Raw genomic sequence first — 14,351 nt, 5'->3', positions numbered from 1 at the left:
GTTCCGGCACCACGTCGTGCTGCTGTCGTGAGTGAACAGTGCGTGCGGGCAGTAGTGCGATCCTCTCCCGGGGTCAGAGATCGAGGACGAGCTTGCGTCCGCACGCGCGGCTCACGCAAGGCAGGAACGTCCGCCCGGACGCTCGTTCCGCCTTCGAGAGCACGACGTCCCGATGGTCGGGCTCACCCTCGAGAACGCGGGTCTCGCAGGTGCCGCAGTAGCCTTCCTCGCAATCGGACTCGATCTCCACGCCCGCGTCACGGATCGCCTGCAGCAACGTCGTGTCCGCGGCTGCCACCACAGTCGTACCGGACCGGCGCAGTTCGAGCTCGACCTCCTCGCCTGCGTCGGCGTCGGGCTGCGGGGTGGCGGCACCGAAATGCTCGCTCTCGCAGTGCACGCCCGCGCCGTCACAGATCTCGGTGACGCTGTCGATGAGGCCCGCCGGCCCGCAGCAGTAGACGACAGCGCCCGGCCCGAGCCGACCGACCATCGCCTTGAGGTCCGGCCGTGATTCCTGCGTCGTGTCGACGAACCGGACCCGATCTCCGCCGACGGCCACGAGCTCGTGGCGGAACGCCATCGTCTCCGCGCCACGGCCGCAGTAGACCGCCGCCCACTCGGCGCCGCGTGCCGCAAGAGCCCGTGCCATCGGGACGAGCGGCGTGATCCCGATGCCGCCGGCGATCAGGAGGTACTCGTCCGCGGTCTCGAGCGGGAAATGGTTGCGTACGTCGGTGACCACCAGCTCCCGGCCGACCAGCGCGGTGCCGTGGATCTCCGCCGAACCACCTCGTCCCGCGGCTTCGAGCCGCACCGCGATCTCGTAGTGCCTGCGGTCCTGAGGGTCTCCGCACAGCGAGTACTGACGGGCCAGCCCCGACGGCAGCCGGACGTCGATGTGCGCGCCGGGCTCCCAGGGCGGCAGTGGGCCGCCGTCCGGTGTGGACAGCCTGACCCCGACCACACCCTCGGCTTCCCAGGTCACTCGCGTCACGCGCAGGCTCGTCGTCGTCACCCGGTCCTCAGTAGAGATCGAAGTACTCACGCTGTTCCCAGTCGGTGACCGTGCGCTCGAAGCGCGCGATCTCGGCTCGCTTGATCGCGGCGTAGTACCCGACGAACTGCTCGCCCATCGCCCTGGTCAGGCCCGTGTCGGCTTCGAGCGAGTCGACGGCCTCCCGCAGGTTGGCGGGCAACCGCCCGGCTTCGGCGGTGTACGGGTCGTCGGCCGAGGGCGGCAGCGGTAGCGCGGCGTCGATGCCCTCCAAACCGGAGTGGAGCTGGGAGGCCATGTACAGGTACGGATTGGCCGCGGACTCGCCGATCCGGTTCTCGATGTGCGTGGTGCCGTCCTCGGCCGAGCCGACGAGCCGGATCATCGCGCCTCGGTTGTCGCGCGCCCACGCGATCCGGTCGGGGGCCATCGAGTACGGCTGGAACCGCTTGTAGCCGTTGATCGTCGGGTTCGCGAACACGCACGCCGCGCTCGCATGGGCGAGCTGACCAGCGATGAAGTGCCGGCCGACCGGCGAGATCGGCCCCTCACCGTCGCCCGGCACGAACACGTTGCGGCCGCCGTCCGCGCCCGCGCTGAGCAGGCTCTGGTGCAGGTGCCAGCCACTGGACTTGCTGTCGGTGAGCTGCGGGCGGCACATGAAAGTGGCGTGGTAGCCGCTCCGGCGCGCCACCTGCTTGATCGTGCTGCGCAGGAGCACCATGGCGTCGGCCGAGCCGAGCCCGGTGATCGGGTCGAGTGTGAGCTCGAGCTGGTTGGCGCCGTACTCCACCTCGATACTGCGCAGCTCGATCCCCATCCGGTCCAGGGCCTCGCGAACCCGCCGGGTGGCCGGCTCGACCTCGTCTCCGCGGTCTTCGCTGAGCAGTTGGTTGCCCTGGTTGATCGGCTCCACCGGCGTCGGATACGTGCACCTGCCGATGCCGTCGGCGTTCGGGAAGTGCTCGGCCCGCCGGTAGAGGTGGAACTCGATCTCGAGGCCGGTCAGGTAGCCGTACCCGGCGGCCCCGGCACGGTCGAGGGCCTTCTGCAGCACCCCACGGCTGCAGAACGGCACCTGCTCACCGTTCTGGAACCGCAGGTCGCACAGCACCCGACCGGTCCCGCCCGACCACGGGACCAGGTGGAAGGTCGTCGGGTCCGGAACCATCACGATGTCGGCAGCACCGGCCATCTCGGCGACCCCGAGCCCGCCGTCGGCGTTGAAGGCCGAGAAGACCGTGGTGCCGGACGTGTCCTTCGACAGCAGGGTCGACACGCAGCTGATGCCGCTCCGGAACACGGCGGCCAACCCGCTCGCGGGAATCGTCTTGCCGTGGAGCAACCCGTGCTGGTCCACGAAGGACACACGGATGGACCGCAGGCCCTCGTCGTCGACCCTGGCGAGGACGGCACGGGCGGCCTCCTGCTGTTCCTCGGTCCACAGGTCGAACTTCTCGATGAATCCCACGTCAATCGTCCGAGCGGTCGTAGGCGTCGGCCGACTGGGACCGGTCGGGCTCGACCTCCGACCCCGGGACGCCGGCCGGCCCCGTCACGAGCGCCTCCTGCAGCCCGGACGCCCACGGGCTGGCCTTGCGCAGGTCGGCGATCGAGCCTGCCCAGTACTGCTCCCACTCCCCCGTCGGCCCGATGCCGTCGAGCGGGATCGGGCCACGGCTCTCGACGTCCGCGGTGTCCATGAGCAGCGTCTCGGGGCTGCCGCCGTCGGCGACGGTGTCGATCGCCTGCAGGGCCATGCGCCGGTAGGTCACGATCGCCCGGTCGGACCGGCTGAGGTTCTCCCGGCTGCGGTCGTAGATGTAGCCCTGCCCCTCGACGGCCATCTGGTCGTGAACGTTGATGTCCCGACCGAGGCCGGTATAGGTCTGCGTGCGCTGTTCCTCGTAGTCGAACTGGTACTTGTTCGCGCGGTTCCGCACCGGCTTGTAGTCGGGCAGGGTGATGCCCTCGATGCGCTGGGCCCGCATGGTCGCCTTGTCCACCGGCTCGTCGAGGCTGGTGAACATCGCGTACCAGTAGCAGGACACGTCGTCGATCGGCACGTGCCACTGGGTGATCGCCATCGCCCCGCTCAGCGGGATCGTGATGCCGTGCGGGAAGACCTGGTGCGTGATCCGCACGTGGGTTGACGAGCCGTCGAGGCCCTCCTTGTCGAGCTTGCGCAACGCCACGATCCGCTGGCCGTACTCGGTACGCGCGTTGAGGATCTCCGGCCTGCCGTATTCACGGAGGATCTTGGTCATCGGCAGGTCGGTACCGAGCGAGGCTCCCCGGAACTGCTTGCCGTAGCTGTCGCCGGTGTCCTCGTCCTCTTCGAATCGGTGCAGATAGGAGGCGTGGGCGGGGTCGATACCGACTTCCAGCGCCTGCAGCCAGTTGCAGTCGAGGTAGCCCTTGAACGCGAAGGTGTACTCCTCCGGCGCGATGAAGCAGTCGAGCGAGGGCAGGTTCGGCGGCGTGCCCTCGCCCAGGTAGGCCCACACGATCCCGTTGCACTCCCGCACCGGGTACGAGCGGATCCGTACCTTGCTCCTGAGCCTGCTGTCCTCCGGCTCGGCGGGCGTGTCCAGGCAGGAACCGCCTCCGTCGAAGAGCCAGCCATGGAAGTAGCAGCGAAGGCCGCCGTCCTCCAGCCGCCCCAGCGACAGGTCGGCACCGCGATGCGCGCACCGGCGGTCGATGAGGCCCGTCGTGCCGTCGTCGTTGCGGAACAGCACGAGGTCCTCGCCCAGCACCCGGACCGGCACGACCGGACGCTCCGTCTCCAACTCCTCCGACAGCGCCACCGGCTGCCAGTACAGGCGCATCCAGTCACCGCCGGGCGTGCCGGGCCCGGTCTCGGTGAGCTTCTGGTTGTCCTCCGCGCGCATGACGACGCTCCCTAGAGCCCACGCGTGTTCAATTAACGAACACTCAGTCCTAATATGGTCAACTTAAGCGGCGGGACTCGCTCGGCGCAAGGCTTCACGGGCCCATGCTGCTATCTTTTGGTACAAGGTGTGCGTTAATCGAACGGAGTGCGAGTGGCCAAGCTCAACGCGCGGGACGAAGCCCGGCGGTCGGCCCGCGAGATCGACGGCAACAACCGCGCGGACTATTCCGAAGCCCTCGAACGCGGGCTGCTCGTCCTGACCGCGTTCGACCACTCCGAGGAACGGCTGACCCAGGCCCAGCTGGCCCGGAAGCTCGAACTCCCGCGGGCGACCGTGCGCCGGGCCCTCCTCACACTGACCCACCTGGGCTACGTGATCCCCGACGACAGGTCCTACCGACTGGGCCCCAAGGTCCTCACGCTCGCCACGGCGTACCTGACCACGAACCCCGTGAGCCACGTGCTGCAGCCGGTGTGCGACAGCCTCGCCGAGAAGTTCCAAGCGTCGTGCACCACCGCGGTGCTCGACGGCCCTTCGGCCGTGATGATCGTGCGGGCGTTGCCGCGACACACCCTGCCCATCGGCCAGGGGATCGGCTTCCAGGTGCCTGCCGCCCGCTCGGCGTTGGGCATGGTGCTGCTGAGCGGCCTCGACGAGGACCGCCGCCACCGGCACCTGGTCACGCATGCAGGTCTCGACGAGGAGGCGGTGGGCGCGCTGGAGACGAAGATCGCGGAGGTGGCGACGACAGGCCATGCATATGTGGCCCACGACGTGGAGGCGGGCTTCCACTCCACCGCGGTACCGCTGCGCCGCTGGGACGGCACGGTGATCGCGGCACTGAACGTCGGCACCAACGTGGAGCGGATCTCGGAAGTGGAGATGCACGAGCGTGTCCTGCCCGTGCTGCGGGAGACCGCCGACAGGCTCAGGTCCGAGCTCGTGTAGCCGCCCGGCCCAGTGGTGGCGCTGCCGGGAGCAATCCGGATGACGAGTAGGCAATGACAACCGCGAGTGCGCTGCGCAATTGCCCTAGCCGACCCAGCCCGCCAGATCCGAATGCTGCCCGCATCTCGAGGGGCCAGTTCCCTTCGCAACATGCGGCGCCTGCGTTGGCACCATTCAGGAGCGGGGCAGCCATCTACTGCTGGTCAGGCGGGGTGATGTCGTAGGAGATGCGTCCCGCGGGCAGGTAGAACAGGGCGATCACCGCTCCACCCTTGACCTCGGGATAGTGGTGGCTTCCTGGATCGGGGGCCGTCCATCCCGCCCCCTGCCAGCCGCGCGGCCCGCCCAGAAGGGCATCAGGATCCAGCGGCACCACCATGTTGAGTTCGCCGTAGGGGTGCTGGTGGTATTGCCCACGGTAGACAGGAACGCTGTTCATGTAGACCGCGGTGATGCTGAAGTAGCTCAGCCGCTCGCTCGGCTCGGCGATGCGGCCGCGCCGGTAGTTGGGGCCGTCCACCTCGATGTTCGCGGCCCAACCGTCGGCGACGCCGCCTCTGATGATGCGGGCGAGGTCGTCCCACACCTCCGTGCCAGGGCCGCGGTTCTCGTTCAGCCAGACTTCCAACTCCTCACCCGCCGTGCGGTTCTTGATCTCGGTAAGGAACGGAATGCTGCGCTCTATCAGACTCTGCGTGCTGTCCATGATGACGTCCCGATGATGGCGATGCGGTGGGGGACATCGAAAGTGACATCCACCCGCTGACTGGTTCGAGATACAGGGATCAGCTGCTCTCGTTGCCCCACAATGGGCGTGGAATCGTGACCCCGAAGGGCCGGTTCCAGCTGTTGCGGCCGGCCACCTCGTGTACCGGCCGCCGATTGGCGGCGACACCCCAGCGACCGAGCGGATACCCGAGCGCGAGCATGGCGTTCATCGTCCATCCCTCCCCGCTGGGCACATCGAGGATCTCCGCCACCCTGGCCGCCTCGTACCGGAGCAGGGTTGTGATCACACCGCCGACGCCCTCTGCCCGGGCGGCGAGCAGAGCGCTCCAGATCGCCGGGAAGATGTTCGCGCCGCCGTGGTCGTCGATCGAGAAGACGAACAGGAGGAGAGGGATCTCGGCGAAGTGCTCGGCGAAGTAGTCGCCCGACTGCTTGATCTTCCGCATCGTCGCCGCGTGTTCCTCGGCGTCGTGGATCGGCTTGCCGAGCGCTCCTGCCGTGAAGTCGGCGTACTCCTGACGGCGGCACTTCTTGTAGAGCTCGGCGAGCTCACTCTTGATCGCGGGGTCGTCGACGGCGATGAAGTGCCACCGTTGGGTGTTGCCTCCGTTGGGCGCCCGAATCGCGGCGTCGAGGATGCGGGATTGAGTCTCGATCGGGATGGGATCCTTCTGCATGCGCCGCATCATCCTGGTCGTGTACAGGGCTTCGTAGACGTCCACTCGGTCTCTCCGGGGGCTGGACCAGCTGAGCAACTGACGAAAGGGCGACGGTCCGTTGCGTCAGCAGCGACATCCGTCGAGAAGCGTCAATGCTTCAGATCCCTGGGCACCAACCCGCGCTCCGCACAGAAAGCGGCATACGCGGCTTCCTTGGACCGCTGATCATCGACGTGGATCACCCCACCATGCGCATCGAGGTACTCCACCCGCGGGCCGGCAACCATGAAGAGGATCTCTGCGCCGGCGTCGGGGCACGCCAGAACCTCGTCTTCCGCACCATCAGCTTCGTGCAGGTACGTACCGGGCTCCAGCCACGGCGAACCGTCGGTGTAGCGACACCTACCGCTCAGCACAACACCTTGCACCTCGCCGGAATGCCGGTGCTTCGGGACGCGGCATCCGGGGTCGATCCGGACGATGCTCGCCCACCCGCTGCCTCCGCCGGCGAATCGCAAGGGCTTCGCTGCGACACCATCGATGACCGGGATCCACGGCATCGCACTCGGATCGACCGAGTAGACATCCTTGCTCATATCAGCCTTTCGTTCTCGCGCCGCATGTCGTCGCCGCGCTCTTCGGACATCTCTCGTGCCGAGTCCAACCGACTCAACGCCCGCAGAAGGTCTCGATCCTCGACGACGCAGTTGTCCAGCTCGATGTACTCCACCCGGTACACCCAACCGCCGCCACGATCGCCGGGCACTGCTTCCACATGGAGCGTGTAGGGAATCAGGGTCGGATCATTGTTTCCTGGATTTTCGCATGGGGCCATATCGCAGCTCCCGCTCACACCCTTCGTCGCGCGCTCACGCACCGGCCGACCGACTTCTGTCGAGACCGACGTGCTCGACCCCGGTCTTCCGAAGGTGCTCCGTCCCCTCGATCCAGTCGGAATCGACAGGCAACACGACCCCGCCCGAGCGCTGGGCATAGGACCCAGGATCGTCCACACCCGGCGGAGTCGATCCGCTCTCGCGGAGCGCACGTGCGGCGGCGGCGAGTCGACGGCGGGCCCGGATGACCACCACGTCAGCACTACCCAGGTGCTCCCGTGTCCGGTCGTAGACCGGCCCCATGCTCTCGGTGATCGCCTGATCCTCAACCGTGATGCCGTCGATTCCGGTGAAGCTGTCACCTCGACGCTTCTTGGCGCGGTCCATGAAGTAGTCGTTCTCGAGGTTCTGCCGCAATCTGAACCGGCCGTAACTGCCCGATGCCCTGGGCAGCAGCTTTACTGTCTCGTTCTCACGTTCCGTGATCCCCAACTCCTGTTCAGCGGGTGCCAACTCGGACCGGTATCCGAATTGGAAGAACAGCGTATGGGAGTCATCCATCGGCACCCAGGCGCGCACCGGCCCGGGGATGCCGAGTACCCCGGTGGGGACCATGGTGAAGAACGGGAACAAGAAGTGGCCGATCCGCCAGTACAGCTCGTCGAGCGATTCCGTCGGACGGTACGCCCCGAAGGTAACCCCGAAGCGAGTGTCACGGAGCTTGTACTTGGGCGCCCGATCAGCGATCGCGTACCGCAGGAACGTCTCCGGTGGCGCGTCTTCAGGACGCGCGTGCCCGGTGTGCAGGAAGCCGAAGTGGCTCGTGTCGAGGTCGCCCTCGATGGCCTGCAGCCAATTGCATTCGCGTTGCAGAGCCCAACTGCTCTGCTTGTCGGCCGGGGTGTCGAACTGCTCGAAGTCAGGCAGCGGCGGAGCCGCGTCGCGCGGCCCCATGTAGGTCCACACAACACCGCCCGCTTCGACACAGCGGTAGGCGTTCGCCCGGATCTTCCTCGCGAAGTCGCTACCCCGCGGTTCGTTCGGCATGTCCACGCAGGCACCGGCAACATCGAACTTCCACCCGTGGTAGACGCAGCGGATCCCGTTGCCCTCACATCGCCCGAGGTAGAGCGAGGCCCCACGATGAGGGCAGTTCTCCGGCAGGATGCCCACGCGCCCGCTCGAGTCACGGAACGCGATGAGGTCCTCCCCCAGCAGTCGCACCCGCACCGGGTCCGCGTCCTCGCCACGGATCTCGGAGGACAGCAGCGCAGGCACCCAGTACTGCCTCATGAGGTCACCCATGGGCGTGCCGGGCCCCACCTCGGTCAGAAGCCTGTTGTTCTCCGGGCTCAACATGTTCGCTCCCTTGGCCGTCCGACGCGCGATCTCGGGGGGCGGCGTCCCACCCGGCAAGATTGCCGGCAATATTGAAGGTTATCCTGCAACGCGGTGTCAAGCGGTGGCCGTGGCCGGCAGGCGGTCATGGCCGCCACGACGAGCGCTGAGCGAGCCCTCCGGACCGCCGACCCTCGTCGACCCCGGACGACCGCCGGAGGCATTCGAGTGGAGACACCGGATGCAAGGCTCGACCGTCGATCCGGGATTTCATTGCTGCACGTCAGGATGGGGACCGATTACCTCGACCGCCGGCAGCCGACCAACTGTCCTCTACGATGTTTCAGGTTCGAACCATGATTATCCGACTGTCGGCCCCGCAACCGAGTGGAGTGAGCTGTGTCGACGAATGCTGCTGCCGACGAAGCGCAGCGGAGCCCGCAGCGCACAGCGCGCGGTGCCGTGGCAAGCAGCGTAGCTGCCATGATTCGCGATGCCATCGTCAACGGCAAGCTGTTACCCGGCGAACAGGTCCGTCAACAGGAGTGGGCCGAGAAGGCAAGAGTAAGCCGGCCTCCGATACGGGAGGCACTGGAAGTGCTCGCGTTCGAGGGACTGCTGGAGCACTCCCCTCACCGAGGCTATTTCGTTGCACGGATCAGCCTCCACGAGATGCATCAGCTCTACTTGATGCGCATGCTCCTGGAAAGAGCCACGGCGGAGAGCGTGGTGTGGCCGTCGCACACGCAGATGGCGGAGCTGTCCGAGCTGGCAGCCAAGGCGGGAGCGGCGAAGGAGAGACACGACCACGCGGCTCACAGGGAGTTCGTCGAGCAGTTCCTCATAGCGGTGCACCGCCTCTCCTCCAATCAGCTCATCGTGCAGGCCGTGATCGACCTCTGGGCTCGGACGTCCGCATATCGGACGCTTGCCTTCGGTGCCGTGGAGCACGGCCGGATAGGAGATGGCACCCTGGATGCCATCTTGAAGGCGCTCTACGAGAACGACCGGAACGCGCTGTGCGAGGAGCTGCTGCGCCCGACCATCGACACTCACGACTACATCGGGCGGGCAATGCTGTAGTTCGCCGGCGGGAGCCTCCTCGTCCGCTGTCAGTGCGCGCGCCTGCCGAACTTGCCCGCCACCGCATAACTGGTGTCGGTCACCCTCCCCGTCTCCATCAGCTGCTTCAGCCTGTTCAGGTTCGCGGCCACTTCCTTGTCAGGAAATTTCCCGATCACGGCGAGCATCGCACGCCCTGGTCCACCGAGGGGCGCCTTCATCACTTCGCGGACCTCTGTCTCGCCGGCCTGCGATCCCGGAGCGAAGTAGATCTCCCAGCGGGTCGTCAGCAGGGGAAGACCGACAGTCTCGTATCGAATCAACTCGTTGGTGCGCTCCTCGGTCACCCGTACCGTCCAGGCGAGCCGAACACCGAGGGGGCCTTGTATCGTCCACCGAGAATCTGTCGGATCCACCTGCTCGACGGCCATGACGTCCCCCAGGAAACGAGGCAGGTTCCGGAAATCCCGGTAGAACCCGAAGACCTCCTCCCGTGGCTTCCCGATCATCACGCTCGCCTCGATCATCTTCTCCTTCGCCGCCATGGATCATCCCTCTCTGGACAGAGCCCACCGCACCGCCGGGAATGGCGTCATCTGCAGACCGGAACCCCGAGTGTCCGGCGAACCCTGCCTATACCCACCGTGCCCCGGTAACAACCGCTCGGCAGCGCTTGACGGGAGGCGCGGAGGTCAAGCAACCGTCGCCAGGGACAGGTACCGGTTGATGCTGTGCAGGTAGTGGCCCTCGTCGCAGCGCTGTCGAGGGCCCCTCCCTCATCGAACTACCGGCCGAAGGAGCGGCACAATTGACGTATCAATTCGCGGGTTTCGGGAGATTGCGGCGTGTAGATCACCACATGCATGGCGGGTGGGTCGGAGAACCGGGCGCGGTGGCGCTCGAGGTGAAGATCGCCGATGGGGTGCCGGACCAGGCGCTTGGATGGGGTGGATCCGATGACGTCGTGCCTGTCCCAGGCGGCGCGGAACTCGGGACTGACTTCGACGAGCTTCTGTGCAAGATCAGCAAGCGGTGGATCGGCGAGGCGGGGTCCGGCGTCGGCCCGGAACTCGGCAAGGAAATGCTGAGCCGCGATTTCCCAGTCGGGCAGCAGCTCACGCACAGAGGGATCAGTGAAGATGAGCCACAGCAGGTTCCGCTCTTCTTCGGCAACAGTCGCCACGTTCGGGTACAGCGCCGCAAACGCGGTGGTCCAGTGGAGGATCTGCCAGTCCGCGTCGATCACGTAGGCCGGCAGGTCCGTCAGGTGGTCCAGCAGCCGTAGCACCGGCTCTGGTGACGTCTGCGCGATCACGTCCTCCGCAGGTTGAGCGGCCAAGTATCCGGCCAACGACAGCAGATAGGCACGTTCGACAGCTGAGAGGCGCAAGGCGGTCGCGATCGCGTCGAGCACGTGGCGAGACGGCTGGCGGCCCCGACCCTGTTCCAGCCAGGCGTACCAGGTGACGCTGACCCCCGACAGGACCGCGACCTCCTCTCGCCGCAGTCCCATGCTTTTCCCCCCGACAGGGCCCAGGCCCAGCTCGGCACGGACCAACCGCCGGCGCCGCGCCTTGAGGAAGTCGCCGAGCTGTCGACGTCGAGCGTCGGCGCTCACGCCGCCTCTGCCGGTAGGTGTGGGACCTCTCTCCCACGTGCGGTTGCAGTCGACAGCGAGGTGATGATTCTTGTGAAGCACGACGCCCACTCGATCGGCATGCCCGGCCCCGACTCCGCGAGAAGGCCGGCACCTTCCTGACTCAGCAAGCTCGCTGCCCTCACCCCTCTCGTGATCGACCCTGAAGGATTGATCGTTACCCCGATTGCCGACAATATTGAAGGCACCCTTCGGCGTCAGTGTCAAGGCAATGACCTGGGCCGACGTCGGTGCGATTGCGCGCTTCGCCAGCCAATGGGGTAATTTGCGCAGAAACCGGATTCCTCGATGACAGGCGCGATGGCGCGTTGCCGGTGGCCGGCCGGGCTCCCTGCGCAGTGGTCGACGCATAGGGCCCCGCTCGACGGACCCCGACAGGCGGCTCGACACAGGTCGAGTGGGGTGCCCCACGTCACAGTCGCCAAGCCGACCAGAAGCGCGCCGAACCAGCAGGGGCCGGCCGAAGTGAGCGTGGTCGGGCTGATTTCGGAAGCACCAGAGGTAAAGGCGACCCTCTGCTCACTTCTCCGTTTCTCAAGGTTCCGACGATCCCGCCTCGGCGGTAAGTCGCAGCGACAAGATGTACGCCTCATAGCGTCAGATTTTGTTTGTCGTACCTGGTTTTGCCGCCTCCCGATATCCTGCCCCTGTATCCTGTAGCGGTGGGTTTCCGGCGGAGAGCGGAGTGAGCTGTGTCGACGAACGCTGCGACCGGCGACGTGGAGCACAGCCCGGATCGTGCGATGCGACGCATGACGTCCAACAGGGTGGCCGCCATGATTCGCGATGCGATCGCCAAGGGCGAGCTGTTGCCGGGCGAGCAGGTTCGCCAACAGGAGTGGGCCGAAAAGGCACAGGTGAGTCGCCCGCCGATCCGGGAGGCCCTGGAGGTGCTCACATCCGAAGGACTTTTGGAGCACTCTCTCAACAGAGGCTATTTCGTGGCAAGGATCAGTCTCCATGAAATGCGTCAGCTGTACTTGATGCGGAGACTACTGGAAAAAGAGACTGCAGCAACCGCCGTTTGGCCGTCGGACGCGAAGATAGCGGAACTCTCCGAACTGCTGGACAGAGCAAGAGCTGCTGACGCAAGGGCGGATCGCGCCGAGCACATGAAGCTGATAGAACAGTTTCTCTTGGCGGTCCACCGCCTCTCGCCCGATCAGCTCGTGGTGCAGGCCGTCGTCGATCTTTGGGCACGAACCTCCGCATATCGTGCACTCTCCTTCACGGCCGTGAAGATCAGTCAGATCGACGATAACATTTGCATGGGCGTTCTGAAGGCACTGCGGGAGAATGACCGAACCGCTCTCTGCGAACAGCTGCTACGACCGACCGTCACCGTCTACGAGTATATTGAGCGATCCATCCGTTAGATCAGAGCCTCGGGGTAGGTGGCGCGGATCAGGTCCGCCGCGCGCTCCGCGATTGCGTACACCGTTGCGTTGGTGTTGGCGGAGGGAACGGACGGGATGATCGAACCGTCGGCGACACGCAGTCCATCGACGCCGTGCACACGCAACTCGTTGTCGACCACGGCCATCGGGTCGACGCCGATTCGGCACGTGCCCACGGGATGACAGTAGGACGCCAGCGTGGAGCGCACGTAGGCCCGCAGGCCCTCGTCGTCGTCGACATCGGGTCCGGGACTCACCTCTGCACCCCGCCACATGTCGAGTGCGGACGCCTGCCCGATCTGACGACCCAGGCGCAGACCGGCGACCATCGTGTCGAGATCGTGGTCGTCGCCGAAGTAGTTCGGGTCCAGCAACGGCGGGGTGCTCGGCGTGGTGTCGGCGAGCCGCAGGGTCCCGCGGCTGCGTGGGGTGATGACGGATACCGAGATCGTGTAACCCTGCTCGGGAGCCGCGGCGTACGGGATGTGCCCCGGTCCGTCGACGAAGATGATCTGCAGGTCGGGCGCGTCGATGCCGGGCCGGCTGCGCAGCAGCCCCAGGGCCTCTGCGTGGTTGTTGCGCCCGGCGGGCACCGGCCGCCGAGCGCTGTAGACGAGGTTCGAGATCGGGTGGTCGTGAAGGTTCGCTCCCACCCCCGGCAGATCGAGCACGACATCGATGCCGACGTCGCGCAGGTGCGCCAGCGGACCGATACCGGACAGCATCAGTAACTGCGCGGACCCGATCGTCCCGGCGGCGAGGATGACCTCGTCGGCGCACCCGGCCGAGATCAGCCTCCCGGCGCTGTACTCGACGCCGATGCAGCGCCCGTCCTCGATCCGCAGCCGGTGGACCGTCGCTCTGGTGACGATGTCGAGGTTGGGCCGGTCCGCCGCAGAGGCGAGATAGGCGTCCGCCGCACTCTGCCGCTTCCCGTCGACGATGTTGAGGTCCGTCCAACCGAATCCCTCCTCGACGCCGCTGCTGACGTCGCTCACCAGAGGGTGTCCTGCTTCGCCCGCGGCGGCGAGGCAGGCGGCCAGCACCGGATTCGGCCGGCTCGCGGGCCCGACGGTCAGCGGGCCGCCGACCCCGCGAAACATCGGATCGCGGCCCTGGGCGTTCTCGCTGCGCTGGAAGTACGGGAGGAGGTCTGCGAAACGCCAGTCCGTCACTCCGTCGGCCGCCCAGGCGTCATAACTGCTGCGATGCCCGCGGGCGAAGACCATCCCGTTGATCGACGACGATCCGCCGAGCCCGCGGCCCCGAGCCAGAAGCGTCGCCGTTCCGGAGGCGGCCTGTTTCGTGGTGAAGTCGCCCCAGCACGCCGAACTCTGCAGCAGATTCGGCCACGCGGCCGGTATGGGGGCGCCCTTCGGTAGCCGCGCCCCGCCCGCCTCCAGCAGAAGGACTCGCGCGTTGGTCCTCGCCGACAGCCGCGCGGCCAGCACACAGCCCGCGGTGCCCCCACCTACGACGATGAAGTCGTAGATTTTCGATTCGAATGACACGGCTCCCTCTTTCGTCGATATCCCGGCCGCAGGGTGGTGCACAGGACATTCCAGACGGCATCGCCGGCCACCGGTCGGCCTTCCAGGTTGTCAGGCCTGGTGACCCGTGTCCAATACCGGTTCCTGCACCGGCGATAAGACTCGACGATCAACGATCGACACCCTCATTCTCGGACAAACTACCCGGCGCAATTCCAGGGATCGGCCATCACCTGAGGTGATCCTCAGTGTGCGGATCGTCCAGCGGGCGCGTACTTCTCGAGCGGACCGGTCACGCTGTGCTGCCACTGACGCATGCCTCCTCTCCGCTCGTGCCCGCC

General features: G+C 66.6%; 14 protein-coding genes. 3 read left to right on the top strand and 11 right to left on the bottom strand.

Going from position 1 to position 14,351, the window contains the following annotated elements:
• Nucleotides 1-73 precede the first annotated feature (73 nt).
• Genes ACQPZQ_RS07795 through ACQPZQ_RS07785 form a run of 3 tightly spaced genes read right to left on the bottom strand, consistent with a single transcriptional unit; the run spans nucleotide 74 to nucleotide 3,891 of the window.
• Nucleotides 74-1,018, bottom strand: coding sequence for a PDR/VanB family oxidoreductase (locus ACQPZQ_RS07795; protein ID WP_433293518.1), 945 nt, complete (start codon nucleotides 1,016-1,018; stop codon nucleotides 74-76).
• Between the two features lie 7 nt (nucleotides 1,019-1,025).
• Entirely contained in the window at nucleotides 1,026-2,468 is a 1,443-nt protein-coding gene (locus tag ACQPZQ_RS07790; RefSeq protein WP_433293516.1) for a glutamine synthetase family protein, read from the bottom strand.
• A gap of 1 nt (nucleotide 2,469) precedes the next feature.
• A complete protein-coding gene (locus ACQPZQ_RS07785; protein ID WP_433293514.1) occupies nucleotides 2,470-3,891 on the bottom strand; it encodes a Rieske 2Fe-2S domain-containing protein in 1,422 nt (473 codons plus the stop codon).
• 153 nt (nucleotides 3,892-4,044) lie between these two features.
• Between ACQPZQ_RS07785 and ACQPZQ_RS07780 the strand changes: the two genes are divergently transcribed.
• The gene (locus ACQPZQ_RS07780) at nucleotides 4,045-4,842 is read left to right on the top strand and encodes an IclR family transcriptional regulator domain-containing protein (protein WP_433293512.1); all 798 of its coding nucleotides are present in this window, start codon (nucleotides 4,045-4,047) and stop codon (nucleotides 4,840-4,842) included.
• Between the two features lie 193 nt (nucleotides 4,843-5,035).
• Here the strand turns inward: ACQPZQ_RS07780 and ACQPZQ_RS07775 are convergent, their stop codons facing one another.
• From ACQPZQ_RS07775 to ACQPZQ_RS07755, 5 genes are all read right to left on the bottom strand, one after another.
• Nucleotides 5,036-5,548, bottom strand: coding sequence for a DUF4863 family protein (locus ACQPZQ_RS07775; RefSeq protein WP_433293510.1), 513 nt, complete (start codon nucleotides 5,546-5,548; stop codon nucleotides 5,036-5,038).
• A 79-nt stretch (nucleotides 5,549-5,627) separates the two neighbouring features.
• A complete protein-coding gene (locus ACQPZQ_RS07770; protein ID WP_433299062.1) occupies nucleotides 5,628-6,257 on the bottom strand; it encodes a nitroreductase family protein in 630 nt (209 codons plus the stop codon).
• A gap of 122 nt (nucleotides 6,258-6,379) precedes the next feature.
• Nucleotides 6,380-6,826 carry a cupin domain-containing protein gene (locus ACQPZQ_RS07765; protein WP_433293508.1) on the bottom strand — a complete coding sequence of 149 codons (447 nt, stop codon included), beginning with the start codon at nucleotides 6,824-6,826 and terminating at the stop codon, nucleotides 6,380-6,382.
• The gene (locus tag ACQPZQ_RS07760; protein ID WP_433293506.1) at nucleotides 6,823-6,960 is read right to left on the bottom strand and encodes a hypothetical protein; all 138 of its coding nucleotides are present in this window, start codon (nucleotides 6,958-6,960) and stop codon (nucleotides 6,823-6,825) included. The genes ACQPZQ_RS07765 and ACQPZQ_RS07760 overlap by 4 nt, the downstream gene beginning before the upstream one ends.
• Nucleotides 6,961-7,099: 139 nt before the next feature.
• Nucleotides 7,100-8,425, bottom strand: a complete 1,326-nt coding sequence (locus tag ACQPZQ_RS07755; RefSeq protein ID WP_433293504.1) for a Rieske 2Fe-2S domain-containing protein — start codon at nucleotides 8,423-8,425, stop codon at nucleotides 7,100-7,102.
• Between the two features lie 378 nt (nucleotides 8,426-8,803).
• Between ACQPZQ_RS07755 and ACQPZQ_RS07750 the strand changes: the two genes are divergently transcribed.
• Complete coding sequence (locus ACQPZQ_RS07750) at nucleotides 8,804-9,487, top strand: GntR family transcriptional regulator (protein ID WP_433293501.1); 684 nt, start codon at nucleotides 8,804-8,806, stop codon at nucleotides 9,485-9,487.
• A gap of 29 nt (nucleotides 9,488-9,516) precedes the next feature.
• On the opposite strand, the gene ACQPZQ_RS07745 is transcribed toward ACQPZQ_RS07750, so the two are convergent.
• Nucleotides 9,517-10,011: an SRPBCC family protein gene (locus ACQPZQ_RS07745; protein ID WP_433293499.1), complete on the bottom strand. Its 495-nt coding sequence runs from the start codon at nucleotides 10,009-10,011 to the stop codon at nucleotides 9,517-9,519.
• A 239-nt stretch (nucleotides 10,012-10,250) separates the two neighbouring features.
• Entirely contained in the window at nucleotides 10,251-11,084 is an 834-nt protein-coding gene (locus ACQPZQ_RS07740; protein ID WP_433293497.1) for a helix-turn-helix transcriptional regulator, read from the bottom strand.
• A gap of 731 nt (nucleotides 11,085-11,815) precedes the next feature.
• Here ACQPZQ_RS07740 and ACQPZQ_RS07735 point away from each other — a divergent pair.
• Nucleotides 11,816-12,499: a GntR family transcriptional regulator gene (locus tag ACQPZQ_RS07735; RefSeq protein ID WP_433293495.1), complete on the top strand. Its 684-nt coding sequence runs from the start codon at nucleotides 11,816-11,818 to the stop codon at nucleotides 12,497-12,499.
• Here the strand turns inward: ACQPZQ_RS07735 and ACQPZQ_RS07730 are convergent.
• Nucleotides 12,496-14,031 carry a GMC family oxidoreductase gene (locus ACQPZQ_RS07730; RefSeq protein WP_433293493.1) on the bottom strand — a complete coding sequence of 512 codons (1,536 nt, stop codon included), beginning with the start codon at nucleotides 14,029-14,031 and terminating at the stop codon, nucleotides 12,496-12,498. The two genes, ACQPZQ_RS07735 and ACQPZQ_RS07730, sit on opposite strands and share 4 nt — an antisense overlap.
• Nucleotides 14,032-14,351: the final 320 nt, after the last annotated feature.

It is taken from the genome of Pseudonocardia sp. CA-142604 (assembly GCF_050948475.1).
Lineage (GTDB): Bacteria > Actinomycetota > Actinomycetes > Mycobacteriales > Pseudonocardiaceae > Pseudonocardia > Pseudonocardia alaniniphila.
The sequence above is the reverse complement of the archived record's forward strand: the minus strand, read 5'-3'. Positions and strand labels throughout refer to the sequence as shown.

Coding starts and splice junctions, on each gene's coding strand:
- ACQPZQ_RS07765 (WP_433293508.1), bottom strand. CDS start 6,826: ATGAGCAAGGATGTCTACTCGGTCGATCCGAGTGCGATGCCGTGGATC.
- ACQPZQ_RS07755 (WP_433293504.1), bottom strand. CDS start 8,425: ATGTTGAGCCCGGAGAACAACAGGCTTCTGACCGAGGTGGGGCCCGGC.
- ACQPZQ_RS07785 (WP_433293514.1), bottom strand. CDS start 3,891: ATGCGCGCGGAGGACAACCAGAAGCTCACCGAGACCGGGCCCGGCACG.
- ACQPZQ_RS07745 (WP_433293499.1), bottom strand. CDS start 10,011: ATGGCGGCGAAGGAGAAGATGATCGAGGCGAGCGTGATGATCGGGAAG.
- ACQPZQ_RS07770 (WP_433299062.1), bottom strand. CDS start 6,257: ATGCGGCGCATGCAGAAGGATCCCATCCCGATCGAGACTCAATCCCGC.
- ACQPZQ_RS07775 (WP_433293510.1), bottom strand. CDS start 5,548: ATGGACAGCACGCAGAGTCTGATAGAGCGCAGCATTCCGTTCCTTACC.